The 15750-nt window shown below is 70.6% G+C and carries 19 protein-coding genes; 7 read left to right on the top strand and 12 right to left on the bottom strand.

The genetic code is table 11. The features are described 5' to 3' along the window. Positions 1-9: 9 nt before the first annotated feature. The 4 genes from WG903_RS07505 to WG903_RS07490 all read right to left on the bottom strand — a co-directional run bounded on the left by WG903_RS07505 (position 10) and on the right by WG903_RS07490 (position 3375). Positions 10-1581, bottom strand: a complete 1572-nt coding sequence (locus WG903_RS07505) for a type II and III secretion system protein family protein (RefSeq protein WP_340073859.1) — start codon at positions 1579-1581, stop codon at positions 10-12. 10 nt (positions 1582-1591) lie between these two features. Continuing rightward, positions 1592-2431: a Flp pilus assembly protein CpaB gene (gene cpaB, locus WG903_RS07500; RefSeq protein ID WP_340073857.1), complete on the bottom strand. Its 840-nt coding sequence runs from the start codon at positions 2429-2431 to the stop codon at positions 1592-1594. Between the two features lie 22 nt (positions 2432-2453). After that, complete coding sequence (locus WG903_RS07495; protein ID WP_340073855.1) at positions 2454-2993, bottom strand: A24 family peptidase; 540 nt, start codon at positions 2991-2993, stop codon at positions 2454-2456. A gap of 100 nt (positions 2994-3093) precedes the next feature. Beyond that, positions 3094-3375 carry a PilZ domain-containing protein gene (locus WG903_RS07490; protein ID WP_340073853.1) on the bottom strand — a complete coding sequence of 94 codons (282 nt, stop codon included), beginning with the start codon at positions 3373-3375 and terminating at the stop codon, positions 3094-3096. A 271-nt stretch (positions 3376-3646) separates the two neighbouring features. Here WG903_RS07490 and WG903_RS07485 point away from each other — a divergent pair, with 271 nt between their 5' ends. Beyond that, positions 3647-4327, top strand: a complete 681-nt coding sequence (locus tag WG903_RS07485) for a response regulator transcription factor (protein ID WP_340073850.1) — start codon at positions 3647-3649, stop codon at positions 4325-4327. Positions 4328-4333: 6 nt separating this feature from the next. Here WG903_RS07485 and WG903_RS07480 read toward each other — a convergent pair whose 3' ends face one another. Continuing rightward, on the bottom strand, positions 4334-5755 hold the full coding sequence (locus WG903_RS07480; protein WP_340073847.1) for a sensor histidine kinase: 1422 nt from the start codon (positions 5753-5755) through the stop codon (positions 4334-4336). A gap of 62 nt (positions 5756-5817) precedes the next feature. Here WG903_RS07480 and WG903_RS07475 point away from each other — a divergent pair, with 62 nt between their 5' ends. The 4 genes from WG903_RS07475 (at position 5818) to WG903_RS07460 (ending at position 7976) form a co-directional block, all read left to right on the top strand. Further along, on the top strand, positions 5818-6843 hold the full coding sequence (locus WG903_RS07475; RefSeq protein WP_340073845.1) for a cache domain-containing protein: 1026 nt from the start codon (positions 5818-5820) through the stop codon (positions 6841-6843). A 170-nt stretch (positions 6844-7013) separates the two neighbouring features. Then, complete coding sequence (locus WG903_RS07470; RefSeq protein WP_340073842.1) at positions 7014-7244, top strand: KGG domain-containing protein; 231 nt, start codon at positions 7014-7016, stop codon at positions 7242-7244. A 40-nt stretch (positions 7245-7284) separates the two neighbouring features. Further along, positions 7285-7536, top strand: a complete 252-nt coding sequence (locus WG903_RS07465) for a KGG domain-containing protein (RefSeq protein ID WP_340073840.1) — start codon at positions 7285-7287, stop codon at positions 7534-7536. Positions 7537-7658: 122 nt separating this feature from the next. Then, entirely contained in the window at positions 7659-7976 is a 318-nt protein-coding gene (locus WG903_RS07460; protein ID WP_340073838.1) for a hypothetical protein, read from the top strand. A 21-nt stretch (positions 7977-7997) separates the two neighbouring features. Here WG903_RS07460 and WG903_RS07455 read toward each other — a convergent pair whose 3' ends face one another. After that, on the bottom strand, positions 7998-9188 hold the full coding sequence (locus WG903_RS07455; protein WP_340073836.1) for a vanadium-dependent haloperoxidase: 1191 nt from the start codon (positions 9186-9188) through the stop codon (positions 7998-8000). An 85-nt stretch (positions 9189-9273) separates the two neighbouring features. Between WG903_RS07455 and WG903_RS07450 the strand changes: the two genes are divergently transcribed. Next, the gene (locus WG903_RS07450; RefSeq protein ID WP_340073834.1) at positions 9274-10248 is read left to right on the top strand and encodes a Bug family tripartite tricarboxylate transporter substrate binding protein; all 975 of its coding nucleotides are present in this window, start codon (positions 9274-9276) and stop codon (positions 10246-10248) included. A 3-nt stretch (positions 10249-10251) separates the two neighbouring features. Here the strand turns inward: WG903_RS07450 and WG903_RS07445 are convergent, their stop codons facing one another. From WG903_RS07445 to WG903_RS07425, 5 genes are read right to left on the bottom strand one after another with little or no spacing between them, the layout of a single operon-like run. Next, complete coding sequence (locus WG903_RS07445) at positions 10252-11433, bottom strand: CaiB/BaiF CoA transferase family protein (RefSeq protein WP_340073832.1); 1182 nt, start codon at positions 11431-11433, stop codon at positions 10252-10254. A 1-nt stretch (position 11434) separates the two neighbouring features. Then, positions 11435-12604 (bottom strand): acyl-CoA dehydrogenase family protein, encoded by a 1170-nt coding sequence (locus WG903_RS07440; RefSeq protein WP_340073830.1) that lies wholly within the window; start codon positions 12602-12604, stop codon positions 11435-11437. Next, positions 12601-13461 (bottom strand): FAS1-like dehydratase domain-containing protein, encoded by an 861-nt coding sequence (locus WG903_RS07435; protein ID WP_340073828.1) that lies wholly within the window; start codon positions 13459-13461, stop codon positions 12601-12603. Before WG903_RS07435 ends, WG903_RS07440 begins: the two co-directional genes overlap by 4 nt. A gap of 2 nt (positions 13462-13463) precedes the next feature. Beyond that, positions 13464-13793: an AzlD domain-containing protein gene (locus WG903_RS07430; RefSeq protein ID WP_340073826.1), complete on the bottom strand. Its 330-nt coding sequence runs from the start codon at positions 13791-13793 to the stop codon at positions 13464-13466. Further along, positions 13790-14542: an AzlC family ABC transporter permease gene (locus tag WG903_RS07425; RefSeq protein WP_340073824.1), complete on the bottom strand. Its 753-nt coding sequence runs from the start codon at positions 14540-14542 to the stop codon at positions 13790-13792. Before WG903_RS07425 ends, WG903_RS07430 begins: the two co-directional genes overlap by 4 nt. Positions 14543-14646: 104 nt before the next feature. Between WG903_RS07425 and WG903_RS07420 the strand changes: the two genes are divergently transcribed. Then, positions 14647-14988 (top strand): hypothetical protein, encoded by a 342-nt coding sequence (locus WG903_RS07420; protein WP_340073822.1) that lies wholly within the window; start codon positions 14647-14649, stop codon positions 14986-14988. A gap of 15 nt (positions 14989-15003) precedes the next feature. Here the strand turns inward: WG903_RS07420 and WG903_RS07415 are convergent, their stop codons facing one another. Beyond that, on the bottom strand, positions 15004-15687 hold the full coding sequence (locus WG903_RS07415; RefSeq protein WP_340073819.1) for a winged helix-turn-helix transcriptional regulator: 684 nt from the start codon (positions 15685-15687) through the stop codon (positions 15004-15006). Between the last annotated feature and the right edge of the window lie 63 nt (positions 15688-15750).

Genomic DNA, 15750 nt, shown 5'->3' with positions numbered 1-15750 from the left:
TCCTGGGGTTCATCGCGTGGGCCCGCCCGGCGAGCCTTCGGACTTGCCGCGCATGAAGGCGTCGGCCGGCGTCGGCGCGATGTGGTTGTCGGTGGGCAAGGTCACGGGGCCCGCCAGCGGCTTGACCAGGCGCGCGGTGATCACGAACATCAGCTCGGTCTGGTCGGTCTGGAACTCGGTGGAGCGGAACAGCGCGCCGAGCACGGGCGCGTCGCCCAGGCCGGGGAACTTGTCCAGCGCCTGCGTCAGGTTGTTCTTGATCAGGCCCGCCACCACGAAGCTCTGCCCGTCGAGCAGTTGAACGGTCGTGTCCACGCGCCGCGTCGTCATCGACGGCAGGACGGACGTCACGCCATTGACGGACGTGAACGGCGACCCGGCCTGCGACAGCTCGGAGACTTCGGACACGAGCTTGAGGTTGATGCGCGTGCCGTCCAGCACCGTGGGCGTGAAACGCAGCCCCACGCCGAATTCCTTTTCCTCCAGCGTGATCGTCGAGCCGCCGCTGCCGTTGCTCTGCGCGACGGGGATGAAGATCTTGCCGCCCGACAGGAAGCTGGAGGCCTGGCCGCTGATGGCCATGATGTTCGGCTCGGCGAGCACGCGCACGATGCCGTCCTTCTTCTGCGCGTCGATGCCCAGCAGCGTGGCGCCGCGCGACGTCGTGCCGAAGTTGGCGGTGGCCGCACCGCTGCGGCCCCCGACGGAGCCCGCCGCGCTGCCGTTGATCACGCCGCCGCCGCCGCTGAAGCGGCCCAGCGCCGCCGCGCCGCCGCCGATGATCCCGGAGATGATCGACGACGTGAGGCCGCCGGCGGAGGTGACGAGCCGGCTGAAGTCGAGCCCGAGCGAATCGAGCAGCGTCTTGCTGACCTCGGCGATCTTCACTTCCAGCATCACCTGCTGCGCCGAACCGACGCGCATGAAGTTGACGACCTTCTTGCCGTCGCCGTAGGCGCCCGCCAACGCCAGCACCTGTTCCATGTGCACAGGGTCGCTCACCGTGCCGGTGAGGACGATCGTGTCCTCGGCGGCGCGCACGCGCACGCCGGTCTCGCCGGGCATGATCTGCCCGATGGTCGACTGCAGCGTGGCGGGGTCCACCGTCACGATGAGGTCCTTCACCACGCAGCGGCCGTCGGCGCTTTGCAGCACGACGTTCATCGCGCCGGACTTGCGGCCCAGGAAGAACAGCTCGGTGGGCGACAGCAGCGTGATCTCGGTGTCGGCCACGCCCGCGGCGCCGGCGCCCGCCGGGCGGCCCGCGGGAGCGGGCGCGGCCGCGGTGGCCGCCGTCGCGCGTCCTGCCGGGCTGGTGCCCGCGCCGCCCACCATCATCCGCGCGGCCGGGAAGTCCAGGCGGATCACCTGCGACTTGCCCAGCGTGAGGTAGGTCGGCTCGTCGACCTTGACCGACTGGCACGGCTTCAGCGCGGGCGATGGCGCGGCGCGCACAGCCGGCGCCGCACGCGGTGCGGTCGATGGCGCAGCGGCGGGCTCCGCGGCTTGTTGCGCGGCGGCGCCGAGCGCCGCGCTGGCGCAGCAGGCCAGCAGGGCGGGTCTGAAGAAGGGGTGTTTCACGGATGACCTTTCAGAAGCATTCGCTGGCGCGCGTCGCGTTGCGGATCACCTCGACGCATTGGGCAGAGGCGGCACGCGCCTGCGCCGGTCGCGGCGCGCTGCGCGGCGCGGGCGGCCCACCGGCGACGCGCGTGTCCACCACGGGACGCAGGCGCAGCAGGTCGACCTTGGTGACGCCGCTGGTCGGCACGCTGAGCTTGTCGAGCTGGTTGCGCAGCACGAGCGACAGGGTGCCGACACTGCGCGCGAGGTCCAGCTTCTCGGCGTCTTCGGGCGCGAGCTCGAGCGTCACCGCGCTGACCACCTTGGGTTTCGTGTCGTCGCGGCTGGCTTCCTGCGCGACGGCCAGGACCAGCACGTGTTCCAGCACCGTCATGCTCACGGGTACCGGCGCCTCGCCGCGGGCGTGGTCCTGCTGCGAGTTGACCATCACGTCCACGTAGTTGCCCGGCAGCGCGAAGCCGGCGACGCCGACCACGTCGTTCACGCGCACGGTCATCGCGCGCTTGCCGGGCGCGATCACCGCCGACAGCCCGCCCTGCGTGCCCGCGGGCGCCAGCTTGCGGTCCAGGATGGCGTCGCCGCGCAGCACGCCGACCCGCAGCACGCGGTCCTGCACGTCCTTCAGTTCGCGGAACGCGCCGGGCGGCGTCGAGCCAGTGGGCCACTCGACGGTGGTGAGCATCTGCGGGTGCATGCGGCTGCCCAGCTCGATGTCGACGGCCGCGACGACGACCTGCTGCGACGCGACGCTGGCGCGCTGCGCGACCCAGCCCGCCGCATACAACGCCGCCGCGAGCCCGGCCGCGACGGCGATGCCCAGCAGGACGGTGGCTTTCATGTTCCTCATGTCGATCTCCTTGTCTGTCGGTTCATGCCTGCAGCGCGCGCCATGCGAGCCAGGCCGACGTTCCCAGGCACACGCACACGCCGTAGGGCAGCTTGCCCACCGATGCGATCGCGCCGGTGGCCGGCCGCTGCCGGTGCACGGCCGCGAGCGCGGTCACCTGCAGCAGGTCGCGGGTGTTGGCGACCATGCGCCCCAGGCTGCCGCGCATCGCCGCGAAGCCGAGCGCCAGGGCGCCGCCGGCGGCCATCGTGAGCAGCAGCGCGAAGAAGACGTCGGGCACGCCCAGGAAGGCGCCGGCCATCGCCAGCAGCTTCACGTCGCCGGCCCCGGTCACGCGCAGCAGCCACAGCGGCAGCAGCAGCGCGAGGGCGGCGGCCGCGCCGAGCACGCTCGAGCCGATGCCGATGCCGTGGGGCAGCACGCTCGCGAGCAGCCCGGCAGCCGCGCCGCCGAAGGTGAGCCAGTTGGGCAGGCGCGACGTGCGCCAGTCGATGACGGCCGCTGCGACGAGCAATCCTTCGAGGAGCCAGTGTCCGGGGGGAAGCAGGGCCAGCGCGTTCATGGAGAGCCAGAATAGAAGTGGCGCGGCCGCGGGGTATGGGCGCGTGCTCCCGACTTGGGTGGGAGGGCTCCCGGTGCCCGCCGGGACGTTGCTCAGGCGCTCAGGTGATGGTTTCGAGGTGGCCGGCCACGAGCTTCACGGCGATGCCGGTGAAGCCCGCGCCGCGCTCCATCCGCACGATGCTGCCGCTGGCGGTGAACTTCATGTTGGCCTCCTCCAGGTCCATCTCGAAATGCAGCGTGCCCTCCAGCGCCGTGTCGCCGGCGATGCGGAAGTACAGGCCCGAGGGACTCACGTCGCGCGTCACCGCGGCCAGCCCGTCGCCGACCTTCAGGGGGAGCGCCATGACGACGCGCGGCTCGCAGCGCTTCTCGAGGAACATGCGCCAGTGTGCGGGGCACGGCGGCGCCGACGGGGACGGAACCAACCGTTTTGGAGGGGATGCCCTCCCCCGCCGCGCGCGTTCGCCACCGCACACAAGGCGCCCGTTTTCGTACGCCGCCGCACATACAGCGCCGCGCGATACGCGGCAGTGGCTGCAGATTCGGAAAGGCGCGCAAGGCTTTGCAACGCGAACGCACAAGTGCTCACACGCGCCCCTACCATCCGCCAAACGCTTGCCGCCTTTGCAATGCGAAAACAAGGGAGCCAGGATGTCCGTGATTCGAATGAGTGCCGCGCGCGTATACGTGATCGCGCCGGCGATGACGTCGTGGGGCCTCGAGCGGCTCCTGCAATCCGGCCATCCGCACATCGAGATGACCGGCGCGGCGCGCACCGCCGGGGTCGCCCTGGCGGAGATGGCGGGGCGTCCCACCTGCCTGGTGGCCATCGCCATCGACTGCGACGCCGACCTCCTGGAGCTCACGCTGCTGCACGACAGCCTGCCCAGCGCGCGCTGCCTCATGATCACGGGCTCGCGCGACACCACGCTGGCCGACCGCGCCGTGCTGGCCGGCGCACGCGGCGTGGTCAAGAACTGGGAAGCGCCCGAGATCCTGCTCAAGGCGGTGGAGAAGGTGAACGAAGGCGAGCTGTGGATCGACCGCGGCGCCACCAGCCGCCTGTTCATGGAGATGGCGCGCCAGAAGGCCGCCGAAGGCCGCGACCCGGAGAAGTCGAAGATCGCCACGCTCACCATGCGCGAGCGGCAGGCCATCGCGGCGATGACCCGCGACTGCGCCGCGCCCGCGAAGGTGATCGCCGGGCGCCTGTGCATCAGCGAACACACGCTGCGCAACCACCTCACGTCGATCTACAGCAAGCTCGAGGTGTGCAACCGCCTGGACCTGTACGCCTACGCGATGCGCCACCAGCTCGCGGAAGCCGCCTAGTCGCGCTCAGGGCATGCTGACCAATTGAAGCGTCGTCGACGCCGCGGTCGCCCGCTCGGCAGCCTGCTTCGCGTCGGTGGGCTTGAGCGTCAGGCGGAACACCGTGCCGCGCGCCGGGCGCGACGCCAGCGTCACCGGGTGACCGAGGATCGTCGACAGGCGCGCCACGATGTACAGCCCCAGCCCGAAGCCGTCCTCCGTGCCGGCATGCCCCGGCACCTTGTAGAACTCGCGGAAGATTTCCTTCTGGTGCACGGCCGCGATGCCCAGGCCCGTGTCCCACACCTCCAGCACCCGGCCCGCGCCGCGCTGGCGCGTGGCCAGCAGCACGCCGCCGCGCTGCGTGTACTTGATGGCGTTGGAAACGAGGTTGCCGACGATGCGGCGCAGCAGGATGCCGTCGGTCAGCACGCTACCCGGCGACACATGCACGCGAAACTCCAGGCCCTTGGCCTCGGCCAGCGGCCGGTACTGCAGCTCGATGTCGTGCAGCACCTGCGCCAGGTCCACGGGCTCGATGGCCAGCTTGATCTTGCCGGAGTCCAGCCGCACCAGGTCGAAGAGCGAGTCGAAGAGCGCGTTCACGGCCTTCGTCGATTCGACGATCTTCGGCGCGATCTCGTGCACCAGCTCCGGTTCGCTCCCCAGCCAGTCGGCGTACAGGCTCAGCGCGTGCACCGGCTGGCGGATGTCGTGCGCGGCGCTGGCGAGGAAGCGGTTCTTGATCTCCACCGCGTCCAGCGCCGCCTGCGTCTGGCGCGTCAGCGATTCGATGAGCTGGTTGTTGCGGTACTGCAGCTCGAAGTTGCGGCGGTGCGTGTTGTGCAGGCGCAGGCCGGCCTGGCGCAGCACCTGCCAGAAGATCACCACCAGCGCGATGATCCACCAGTGGTAGAAGGGGCCGCTGAATTGCAGCTCCACGCCGACACGCCACAGGATCACCGCCAGGCTGGTGACGGCCAGCGTGTCCAGCCACAGGAACAGCGTGCGCAGGTGGCTCGAGAGGCTGTTGATCGAGAACATCGCCAGCCCCGCCAGCACCAGCCAGCAGATGAACTGGTCGGCCAGCGGCGAGCGGTCGAAGAACAGGACGGTGGAGAAGCCCCACACGAAGGCGCTCACCGGCCACAGCGCCGCGTACCTGCCGAAGAACTGCAGGTGCGCGCGCGAGCCGGCCGCCATCACCTCGTGGACGTACTTGCGGATCACCGTGAAGCGCAGCGCCGCCACGGCCAGCGCGCAGATCGCCCACAAGGTGAGCGCGACCGCCTCGTGGTCGTCGTAGAGCACGCCGACGAACACCGGGATCAGCAGGACGCCCACCGCCTGCGTGTTGCGCGCGATGCGCATCAGGCTGCGCACCAGTTCCGCTTCGACCCACTGCGTTTCCGCGGGTGTGGCGATCGCGGGCGTGACGTCCGGCTTCATGGGGCGAGTCTAGTCGAGCCGTTCGCCGGGGCGCTATGCTGTGGGCGAAACGCCGCGGCGCCATGAGCAGTCCCCCCGCCCCTTCCCGCCCTTCCCTGCACGCGCTGCTCGCATGCCTGGTGCTGGCGGCCCTGCTGCCGATTGCCGGGGTGGTGGCGTGGCAGGTGCACGGGTCGCTGCGCGCCGAGCGCGAACGCACCGAAGGCGAGCTCGCGCGGGCGGCGACGGAGTTTGCGCAGGCGGTCGACCGCGAGCTCGCCTCCTCGGTCGGCGCGCTGCGGGTGCTGTCGCAGTCGGAGCTGTTCCAGCAGGGCCGCATCACGGCGATGGGCCGCCTGCTGCAAGGACGCCCGCGCCGCGACTGGGACAGCATCTTCGTGCTGGACGCGCAGGGCAACGTGGTGCTCGACACGGCGCCGCGCCCCGCGCCGGCCGCGGCGTTTGCTGACGTGCACCGCGAGACGCTGGCGCGGCTCGCGCCGGTGGTGTCCGCGCTGGGCGACGCGGGCTTCGCGATCGCGCTGCCCGTGATGCAGCAGGACCAGGCGCGCTACGTCCTGGGCGTGCGGCTCGCGGCGTCGCTGTGGCCGCGGCTGGCCGCGGCCGCGCCGCTGCCCGAGGACGGGCACGCACGGCTGTACGACCGCGAGGGCCGTCTGATCAGCCAATCCGGCGGCGCGGCGCCCGCCGGCGCGCGCCTGCCGCCGGAGCCCTTGCAGGCCATGTTGCGCAAGGCCCGCGGCGTGCAGCGCTCCAGCGAAGCGGACGGCAGCGAGGTCTACGCCGCATGGGACCGCGTGCCGCTCTCGGGATGGCATGCGCGCGTGTTCGTTGCCGCGCGGCCCGTCGACGCCGCGCAACGCGACCTGCTGGCGCGCGCGTTGTCCACGAGCGGCGTGGCGATCCTCGCGGGGCTGCTGCTGGCGGCGGCCATCGCCGATGCGATCGTGCGGCGCGTGCGCCGGCAGGAAGCGCACGCGCGCACGCACGGCGACTTGACGGCGATGCTCACGCACGAATTGCCGAACCCGCGCGGCCCGCGATCGGCCGCCACCGGCCATCCCGCGCGCACCGGCAAGCGGCGGTGAGTGCGTTACCGCACATAGCACTTGGTGCGGTGTAGGACAGAGCGCCGAAATAGCGGCCGGCGCTTTCGGTTTCACCGCCGCGCTAGTACAAGGAAGCTGTCGAGCGATCTTGCCCGACCTACATCGCGCCCGGCTCCTTGCCCGCCGGGCCAGCCTGAAAGGCGGTTCCCATGTCATCCACCTACGAAGAGGCGCTTGCCGCCGACGAATCGAGCGTTTCCGCGACCCGGTCCCGCGCGATGCGCGGCTTCGCCGCCATGGACCCGCAAAAGCAGCGCGAGATCGCCAGCCTCGGCGGGCGCGCGGCGCACCAGAGCGGCCATGCGCACCAGTTCACCCCCGAGGAAGCGCGGGCAGCGGGCCGCAAGCGCCACCAGAAGAACCTGGCCAGCGCCGTGTAGGACGACGCCGCCCGATCCGCACTGCAGAAAAGGAACAGCCATGACATTCAACGAGCAATCCCCCACGGACAACGGCGAAGTGCGCACGCCCGTCTCGCGCGCGCGTTCACCGCGCGGTTTCGCGGCGATGGACCCGCAGAAGCAGCGCGAGATCGCCAGCCTCGGCGGCCGTGCCGCCCACCAGAGCGGGCACGCGCATGAATTCACGACCGAGGAAGCCCGCGCGGCCGGGCGCAAGCGCCACGCGAAGGCGCGCGGCGAGGACATCGGCGAACCCGCCAGCAGCGGCTGAGCTGGGGCGAATCCGCACGCCCGCTGTCGGAAACGGCGGGCCGGCCCTCATGCCGGGGGCTGACAAACGGACAGGGGCGCCGTTCCTAGGATGTGTCCACACATTCCAGGAAACACGCCCCGATGCAGTCCCTCCCGGCGCCTTCCCCCGATGCCCAGCTCCAGGAGCTCGCACGGGCCTGCCAGTCCCTGTGGCTCGCCACCTTGTCGCTGATGACGGCGTACATGCACAACGGCGCGCCGGCCCACCGCTTGCTCCTCGCGCGCCGCATCGCGCGCAACTTCAACACGCTGCGCCAGCAGGAGTGCTACGGCGAGCGCTCGCGCGCCCGCTTCGCCAAACTCGCGCAGCGCTGGCAGCGCACGGCCGAACGGCTGTCGCCGCAGGGTGAAGCACCCGTGGGTGTCTTCACGCGCCTGCAGCGACTCTTCGCGCGCTGAGCCCAGCGCTCCTGCGCGGCCTCAGTCGGCGCGCTCCAGGTGGCGCTGCGCGGCCAGCGTGCCGATGCGGCGGCCCATGGCCAGGCCGATCTCGGTCGAGTTGCGGTAGTGGATGCCTTCGTAGATGCGCGCTTCGGCCACTTCCTGCATGAAGTCGTCGATGCGCGTCCAGCGGCGCGTGACGCCCTTGAGCGAACCGCTGGTGGTCGTGAGCACCGGCACCGGCGCGCGGCCCAGTTCCGCCTTCAGCACCGCGCCGACCGTGCCGGCCAGGATGCTGTGCGCGCTCGGGTACTCCGGGTGCATCGGCGAGTCGATCAGCGACACCCAGCCCGCATCGCGCTCGGTCGCGTCGTTGCCGTCCTTGTCGGCGTTGCGGATCGCGGTGACGGGGCGCCAGAACTGGTAGTGGTACTTGGCGTCCATCACCGAGATCATCGCGTCGTCCATGCCTTGCGCGACGGCGGCGTACAGGCGCGCGTTGCGCGCGACGTCGCGGTCGGCCGTGGCGGCCACCGAGCGCACCACGCCGAAGTAGATCGAGGGCAGCGAGAACTCCCAGAAGCGCGCGATCTCGGTTTGCTCCGCCGTGCGGCGCGTGCTGGTGCGGCTGCCCAGGCCCTTCACTTCCTCGAAGTCACGCACCCATAGCGCGCTCTTCATGTCGGGCGGCGGCGCGGGGCGGAACTCGTCGGGGCGCGCCATGAGCCACGGCTTGCGCTGCGCCCATTGCGGCACGGCGGGGACGACCGTCGGCACGTAGCTGCCGGCGTTGGCGGCGGGACGGTAGGCCTCGGGCGTCGCGGCGCCGTCGTCGGCGCGTGCGGCGAGCACGGCGGCCGCAGCCTTCTCGCCGATCTCGATGCCTGCCGCGCGTGAGGCGTTCTCCGGGATCGCGGCGATGGCGGCCTGGTAGGCGGCGCCCAGCGCCTGCTCCTGCGTGGGCAGCGCGCGCGCCAGCACGGCACGGTTGGCCGCGGCGACGGCGGCATCGACGGACGCCTGGCCGGGGCGCGCCGCCTTCACGGCGTCGTGCACGGCCGTCTGCACCAGCGCCATCAGGCGCACGGCGGGCGGCGTGCCCATCCGGGCTTCGGCGATGAGCTCGCCGGCCTTGGTGTTCCAGTCGGTGACGGCGTCGGCCCGGGCCGACGAGAAACCGGCGATCGCGAGCGCTGCCGCGAGGCCGGTAAGGATGCGTTGGGCTTTCATGGGGGGAATCTCCTCCGGTGGTTGGAACCCGCACTGTGAAAGCGGGTGCGTTGCACGGGCGTTCCATTGGTGGCACGCTCGACCCATGGACCGCCGACACCTCCTCCTCGCCACGACGCTTGCCGCCGTGGCCGCCCTCCTCCCCGCGACGGCTTCGGCCCAGGCCTGGCCGTCGCGGCCCGTCACGCTCGTCGTCCCCAACCCGCCGGGCGGGCTGGTGGACACGTCGGCGCGCATCGTCGGCGACGCGCTCACCAAGGTGATCGGCCAGCCGGTGGTCATCGACAACCGCGGCGGCGCCAGCGGCAACGTGGCGTACGGCTTCGTCGCGCGCGCACCCGCGGACGGCTACACCTTGCTCACGTCGTACTCCGCGTACCACGTGGGCAACCCGTGGCTGTCGGCCAAGCTGCCGTGGAACGAAAAGGACTTCACCCCCATCGCGCTGGTGACGGTGGCGACCAACGTGATCGCCGCGCACCCGTCGGTGCCCGCGAACAACCTGCAGGAATTCATCGCATACCTGAAGAAGAACCCCGGCAAGCTCAGCTACGCGTCGCAGGGCAACGGCTCGGTGTCGCACATCGGCACGGAGATGTTCAAGACGCAGACCGGCACCAGCATGGTCCACATCCCGTACAAGGGCTCGGGCGATGCGATCCGCGACGTGCTCTCGGGGCAGGTGCAGGTGTTCATGACCACGCCGCCATCGGTGATGGGGCACGTGCAGGCCGGCAAGCTCAAGGCGTTCGCGGTGACCGGCAAGGGCCGCCACCCGGGCCTGCCCAATGTGCCGACCACGGCCGAAGCGGGTTTGAAGGGCTTCGAGCTCGAATCGTGGGTGGCGATCTTCGCGCCCACCGGCACCCCGCCCGACGTGGTGCAGAAACTCTCGGCCGGCATCAAGCAGGCGCTGGAGACGCCCGAGGCGAAGACACGCGCCGACACGGCGGGGATCGAGCTGCGCTACCTGCCGCCCGCGCAGCTGGGCGACATGGTCAAGCGCGAAACGGAGTTCTGGGGCAAGACGATCAAGGCGCAGGGCATCACGGCCGACTGAGCCTCAGATCGCACCGGCCGCGCGCAGCGCGGCGATGTCGGCGTCGCCGCGGCCCAGCGATCGCAGGATCGCATCCGTGTGCTCGCCGATGGCCGGGATCGCGTCCATGCGGTAGTCGAAACTGGCGTTGAGGCCCGGCGGCACCAGCGCCTGCAGATCGCCTTGCGGCGAGCCGACCGAGCGAAAGCGCCCGCGTGCCTTCAGCTGGGGGTGGTCCCACAAAGCGCCGACGGTGTTCACGTGCGCGTTCGCGATCTGCGTTTCATCGAGGCGCGCGATCACCTGTTCGGCGGAGAGGGACGCGAACGCTTCCTCGATGATGCGGCGCAGTTCGCTGCGGTGCTCGCTGCGTTTCGGGTTGACGTCGAAGCGCGGGTCGACCGCGAGTTGCGGCTGCAGCAGCACCTTGTCGCAGAAGGCCTTCCACTCGCGCTCGTTCTGCAGGCCCAGCATCACCTCACGGCCGTCGCCGGCGCGGAACGGGCCATACGGGTAGATCGTGGCGTGCGCGGCGCCGTTGCGCGTCGGCGCGGACTGTCCCTCGTACGCGTAGTACATCGGGAACCCCATCCACTCGGCCAGCGCCTCCAGCATCGAGACGTCGATGTTCGAGCCCACGCCGGTGCGCCCGCGCAGCAGCAGCGCCGACAGGATGTTCGTGTACGCGTACATGCCGGCGGCGATGTCGGCGATGGAGATGCCCGCCTTGCAGCGTTCATCGGGCGTGCCCGTCACGTCGAGGAAGCCGCCTTCGCTCTGGATCAGGAGGTCGTAAGCCTTCTTGTCGCGGTAGGGCCCATCCTCGCCGTAGCCCGAGATGCTGCACGCCACGAGCTTCGGGTTGAGCCGCTGCAGTTCGTCGTACGCCAGGCCCATGCGCGCGGCGGCGCCCGGCGCGAGGTTCTGCACGAACACGTCCGCGGTCTTCAGCAGGTCTCTCAGCAGCGCGAGCGCCTGCGGCTGCTTGAGGTCGAGCGTGAGGCTCTCCTTGGAACGGTTCACCCACACGAAGTGCGACGACAGGCCTTGCGCGCGCTCATCGTAGTCGCGCGCGAAGTCGCCGCCACCCGGCCGCTCCACCTTGATCACGCGCGCCCCCAGGTCGGCGAGCTGCCGCGTGCAGAACGGCGCCGCGATTGCATGCTCCAGCGATACCACCGTGATGCCGTCGAGCGGGCGCACCATGTCAGAAGCTCCGCGGCAGGCCCAGCAGGTGCTCGGCCACGTACGAGTAGATCAGGTTGGTGGAGATGGGCGCCACCTGGTACAAGCGCGTCTCGCGGAACTTGCGCTCCACGTCGTATTCGTGCGCGAAGCCGAAGCCGCCGTGCGTCTGCAGGCACACGTTCGCGGCTTCCCACGATGCCTTGGCCGCGAGGTACTTCGCCATGTTGGCCTCGCCGCCGCAGGGCTTGCCGGCGTCGAAGAGCGAACAGGCTTTCCAGCGCATCAGGTTCGCGGCTTCCGTCTCGATGTACGCGTCGGCGATGGGGAACTGCACGCCCTGGTTCTGGCCGATGGGCCGCCCGAAGACGACACGCTCGCTCGCATACGCGCGGGACTTGTTGGCGAACCAGTACGCGTCGCCGATGCACTCGGCCGCGATCAGCGTGCGCTCGGCGTTCAGGCCGTCCAGGATGTACTTGAAGCCCTTGCTTTCCTCGCCAATGAGGTTCTCCGCGGGAACCTCGAGGTTGTCGAAGAAGACTTCGTGGGTCTCGTGGTTCACCATGTTCATGATCGGCCGCACCGTCATGCCCTTGCCGAGGGCCTGGTGCAGGTCGACGAGGAAGATGCTCATGCCCTCGCTCTTCTTCTTCACCTCGGCCAGCGGCGTGGTGCGCGCCAGCAGGATCATCAGGTCCGAGTGCTGGATGCGCGAGATCCACACCTTCTGGCCGTTGACGACGTAGCGGTCGCCCTTGCGCACCGCCGTCGTCTTGAGCTGCGTGGTGTCGGTGCCGGTGGTGGGCTCCGTCACGGCCATCGTCTGCAGGCGCAATTGGCCGCTGGCGATGGCGGGCAGGTACTGCTGCTTCTGCTGCGGCGAGCCGTGGCGCAGGAGCGTGCCCATGTTGTACATCTGGCCGTGCACCGCGCCCGCATTGCCGCCGGACAGGTTCACTTCCTCCATCACCACCGACGCTTCGGCCAGGCCCAGGCCCGAGCCGCCGTACTCCGCCGGGATCATCGCGGCGAGCCAGCCGGCGCCGGTGAGCGCATCGACGAACGCCTCGGGGTAGCCGCGCGCGGCATCGATACCCTGCCAATACGCGGAGTCGAAACGGCCGCACAGGTCGCGCATCGCGTCGCGGATGTCCTGGAATTGGTCCGGGGCGGGGATCTGCGTTTTCATTCGAAGTGCGCCTCGGCGCGCATGGTGAGCCAGCCTTCGTGGTCCTGCGCCCAGAGGTTCGCCATCTTGCCGTCGGGCTTGCCGCAGATGCGAAAGGCGTCCATGTCGAAGACGGGCCGCACGGCCTTGAAGTCGAAGCGGCGCAAGCGCGCGCCGGGCCTGTTCTCCTGCGCGAGGCCTGCGAGCAAGGTCGCGATGAGCGGGCCATGCACGACCAGCCCGGGATAGCCTTCCACCTCGGCCGCGTAGCTGCGGTCGTAGTGGATGCGATGGCCGTTGAAGGTCAATGCCGAATAGCGGAACAGCATCACCGCATTGGCGCGGACCTCGCGCGACCACGCCGCATCCGTCGGCGCGGGTTGCGGCTGCGGAACGGGGTCGCCCGGCTGCGCCGGCGCGCGGTAGACGATGTCGTGTTCTTCGGTCAGCGCCAACTGGCCGCGCGCCGAGACCTCGTGCCGCACCGTGACGAACACCAGGTCACCGGACCGGCCCGCCTTGTGCTCGATGGCGGCGATGCGCGAGACGCGCGTCGCCATGTCGCCGACGCGCAGCGGCGCGAGCCACTCGAGCCGCCCGCCCGCCCACATGCGCCGCGACAGCGGCACCGGCGGCATGAAGCCGCCCAGCTTCGGATGCCCGTCACCGCCCAGCTGCGACTGCGGCGCGCGCGTCGCGAAGAACATCCAGTGCCACAGCGGCGGGAGTTCGTCGCCGGGCTGCGGGGCTGCTTTGAGGTCCAGCGTCGCCGCGAGCCCGCGCACGGACGCCGCGACGATTTCCTCGTCCAGGGTTTCCGTGCGCCCGACCCACGCGCGCAGGGCGTCTGCATCGATACGGGATGTCGTCAGGGTCATTGCTACCAGCCGAGGCCGAACCGCAGCGCCAGCATAACCCCGGTGCCGCACGCGATGGTGCCGAACAGGCTGCGCTGCCAGGCGTAGTAGGCCAGCCCCGCCAGCGCGCCGAAGACGCGCGCGTCGCGCCACGTGTCGATCAAATGGCCTTGCGTCATGACCAGCTCCGGCATCACCACCGCGGCGAGCGCGGCCGTCGGCGCATAGGCCAGGCCCTCGCGCAGCCAGCGCGGCATCGGCAGGTCGTTCCTGGGCAGCAGGAAGAACGAGCGGCACAGCAGCGTGATCGCGGCCATGCCCAGCGTGGTGAAGAAGATCTCCCAGCTGCTCATGGCGCAGCCCCTGCACGCCGGCGCTTCGCATGCTGCGCGAGCGCGCCCACGGCAACCGCGGCGGCGATGGCCACCACGATGTTCAGGCGCAGGGGCAGCGCGTAGGCGGCAACGGCCGCGCAGGCGGCGACGATGGCCGCCAGCCACGTCGACGCATCACGCAGCAGGTTGCAGGTGAGCGCGAGCAGCGCCATCGTGCCCGCGAAGCCCAGGCCCCATGACGGCGGGATCGCGTGGCCCGCCACGATGCCGGTGATGATGGACGCCTGCCACATCGCGCAGGTGATGAGCGCGCTGCCGAGGAAGTAATCCGCGTAGTCGCCGCCGGGCTGCGCCTCGGGGAACCGCCGGATGAACAGCGCGAAGTTGGTGTCGCCCATCAGGAAGCTGAGCGCGACGCGACGCTTGCGCGGCAGGTGCGCGAAGTAGGGGCGGTAGTGGAAGCTGAAAGCCATGAAGCGCAGGCTGACGCACAGCGTCGCGGCCCACACGATCCACATCGGCGCATCGGCGGCGATCAGCGGCAGCACCGCGATCTGCGCCGAGCCCGCGTACACCAGCACCGACATGAAGACCGCCAGCGGGATGCCCATCTCGCTCTTGGCCATCGCGACGCCGGCCACGATGCCCCAGGCGCCGATGCCGAAGGCCATGGGCAGCGTGTCGCGCACGCCCTCGCGGAACAGCGGCCGCTGCATGAGGGCGGCGGCGCCGGCGCGCAGCGACGAGAAGGAGGACTTCAGGGACACGGCAGCGGCTAGTGTGCCATCCGCTGAGTCGGCTCATGCGGACAAGCCCGCGGCCTGCCATCCTTCGCCGCACGGCCGGGCAGCCTGTCAAGCTCACCCCCTCTATGGCCAGACGCACCCACTCCTCCGCCCGCCTCGCGCGCCAATCCACCGAACTCGCCCTCGCGGCGCCCCAGGTCGTCATGCACCGCATGGCGCGCATGGCGACGGCGGGCGCTTCGCCCTCGGCACGCGACCGAGCCGAGTTCATGCAGATGGGCAGCGAGAAGGTGCTGGCCTTCTACCAGTCGTGGGCGCGGATGTGGATGTCGGCCCTTTCGAACTACATGGCGTTCACGCGGTCGTTCGCGTCGGCCGCCGCGGCGGGCACTTCGGTGCTGAGCGCCGGCTTGGCGCCGGTGCACAGCAAGGCGGTTGCGAACGCGCGCAGGCTGCGCCGGCGCTGAGCCGCGCTTGCGACCCTAGTTGCGCGCTTCGATCCGCGTCGGCGCGAACATGCTGCGCCCCAGCCAGCGCCACAGCTGCTGCCCCTGCCGGCCCGCGCCCTGAACGGCGAGCGCACCGGCGCGGATTTCGTCGGCGGGATCGCTGTCGCCGGTCCAGACCTGGGTGAGCGCGCGCACGGTCGATTCGCAGACCACCGTCACGTCATGCCCGGGATCGTCGCGGCACAAGTCGGCCGCGTGGTCGTGCACGACCAGCCACCACTGGCGCTCCGCCGCGGGCGCGTCGCGGAAGCGGAAGTGCACCACCGTGCGTTGGTCCGGGAACTCGTCGATGCGCGCGAAGCGCCGGATGTCCCACATCAGGAAGCCGGCATCGAGCTGCTCCTTGCGCAGGCGGCTGCCGATCCAGCGCGCGCCCCAGTGGCCGATGCCCACGACGATGGGGCGCAGCTCTTCGCCCGCTTCGGTCAGGTGGTACTCCCACCCCTTGTCCGCCTTGCGGCGCTCGACGACGCCGATGGCTTCGAGCTTGCGCAGCCGCTGCGTGAGCAAGGTGGCCGACATGCGCGGAACGCCGCGGTGGATGTCGTTGAAGCGGCGGCTGCCGCACAGCAGCTCGCGCACGACGAGCGGCGTCCACAACTCGCCCAGCACCTCGGCGCCGCGCGCCACGGTGCAGAACTGCATGTAGTCGATCATGGGCCAGTGTATGCCGCCGTAAGTACGGTGACGACTCCAGATTCTGGACTTGAGCCCTGCGGC

This window comes from Ramlibacter sp. PS4R-6, assembly GCF_037572775.1.
Taxonomy (GTDB): Bacteria; Pseudomonadota; Gammaproteobacteria; order Burkholderiales; family Burkholderiaceae_C; genus Ramlibacter.
This window is presented reverse-complemented; position numbering and strand designations above follow the sequence as displayed.

Bases quoted from the DNA above. Each gene is read 5' to 3' on its own strand.
- WG903_RS07495 (WP_340073855.1), bottom strand. From the start codon at position 2,993: ATGAACGCGCTGGCCCTGCTTCCCCCCGGACACTGGCTCCTCGAAGGA.
- WG903_RS07415 (WP_340073819.1), bottom strand. From the start codon at position 15,687: ATGATCGACTACATGCAGTTCTGCACCGTGGCGCGCGGCGCCGAGGTG.
- cpaB (WP_340073857.1), bottom strand. From the start codon at position 2,431: ATGAGGAACATGAAAGCCACCGTCCTGCTGGGCATCGCCGTCGCGGCC.
- WG903_RS07485 (WP_340073850.1), top strand. From the start codon at position 3,647: ATGTCCGTGATTCGAATGAGTGCCGCGCGCGTATACGTGATCGCGCCG.
- WG903_RS07470 (WP_340073842.1), top strand. From the start codon at position 7,014: ATGTCATCCACCTACGAAGAGGCGCTTGCCGCCGACGAATCGAGCGTT.
- WG903_RS07490 (WP_340073853.1), bottom strand. From the start codon at position 3,375: ATGTTCCTCGAGAAGCGCTGCGAGCCGCGCGTCGTCATGGCGCTCCCC.
- WG903_RS07420 (WP_340073822.1), top strand. From the start codon at position 14,647: ATGGCCAGACGCACCCACTCCTCCGCCCGCCTCGCGCGCCAATCCACC.
- WG903_RS07465 (WP_340073840.1), top strand. From the start codon at position 7,285: ATGACATTCAACGAGCAATCCCCCACGGACAACGGCGAAGTGCGCACG.
- WG903_RS07460 (WP_340073838.1), top strand. From the start codon at position 7,659: ATGCAGTCCCTCCCGGCGCCTTCCCCCGATGCCCAGCTCCAGGAGCTC.
- WG903_RS07440 (WP_340073830.1), bottom strand. From the start codon at position 12,604: ATGAAAACGCAGATCCCCGCCCCGGACCAATTCCAGGACATCCGCGAC.
- WG903_RS07430 (WP_340073826.1), bottom strand. From the start codon at position 13,793: ATGAGCAGCTGGGAGATCTTCTTCACCACGCTGGGCATGGCCGCGATC.
- WG903_RS07450 (WP_340073834.1), top strand. From the start codon at position 9,274: ATGGACCGCCGACACCTCCTCCTCGCCACGACGCTTGCCGCCGTGGCC.
- WG903_RS07480 (WP_340073847.1), bottom strand. From the start codon at position 5,755: ATGAAGCCGGACGTCACGCCCGCGATCGCCACACCCGCGGAAACGCAG.
- WG903_RS07445 (WP_340073832.1), bottom strand. From the start codon at position 11,433: ATGGTGCGCCCGCTCGACGGCATCACGGTGGTATCGCTGGAGCATGCA.
- WG903_RS07435 (WP_340073828.1), bottom strand. From the start codon at position 13,461: ATGACCCTGACGACATCCCGTATCGATGCAGACGCCCTGCGCGCGTGG.
- WG903_RS07475 (WP_340073845.1), top strand. From the start codon at position 5,818: ATGAGCAGTCCCCCCGCCCCTTCCCGCCCTTCCCTGCACGCGCTGCTC.
- WG903_RS07455 (WP_340073836.1), bottom strand. From the start codon at position 9,188: ATGAAAGCCCAACGCATCCTTACCGGCCTCGCGGCAGCGCTCGCGATC.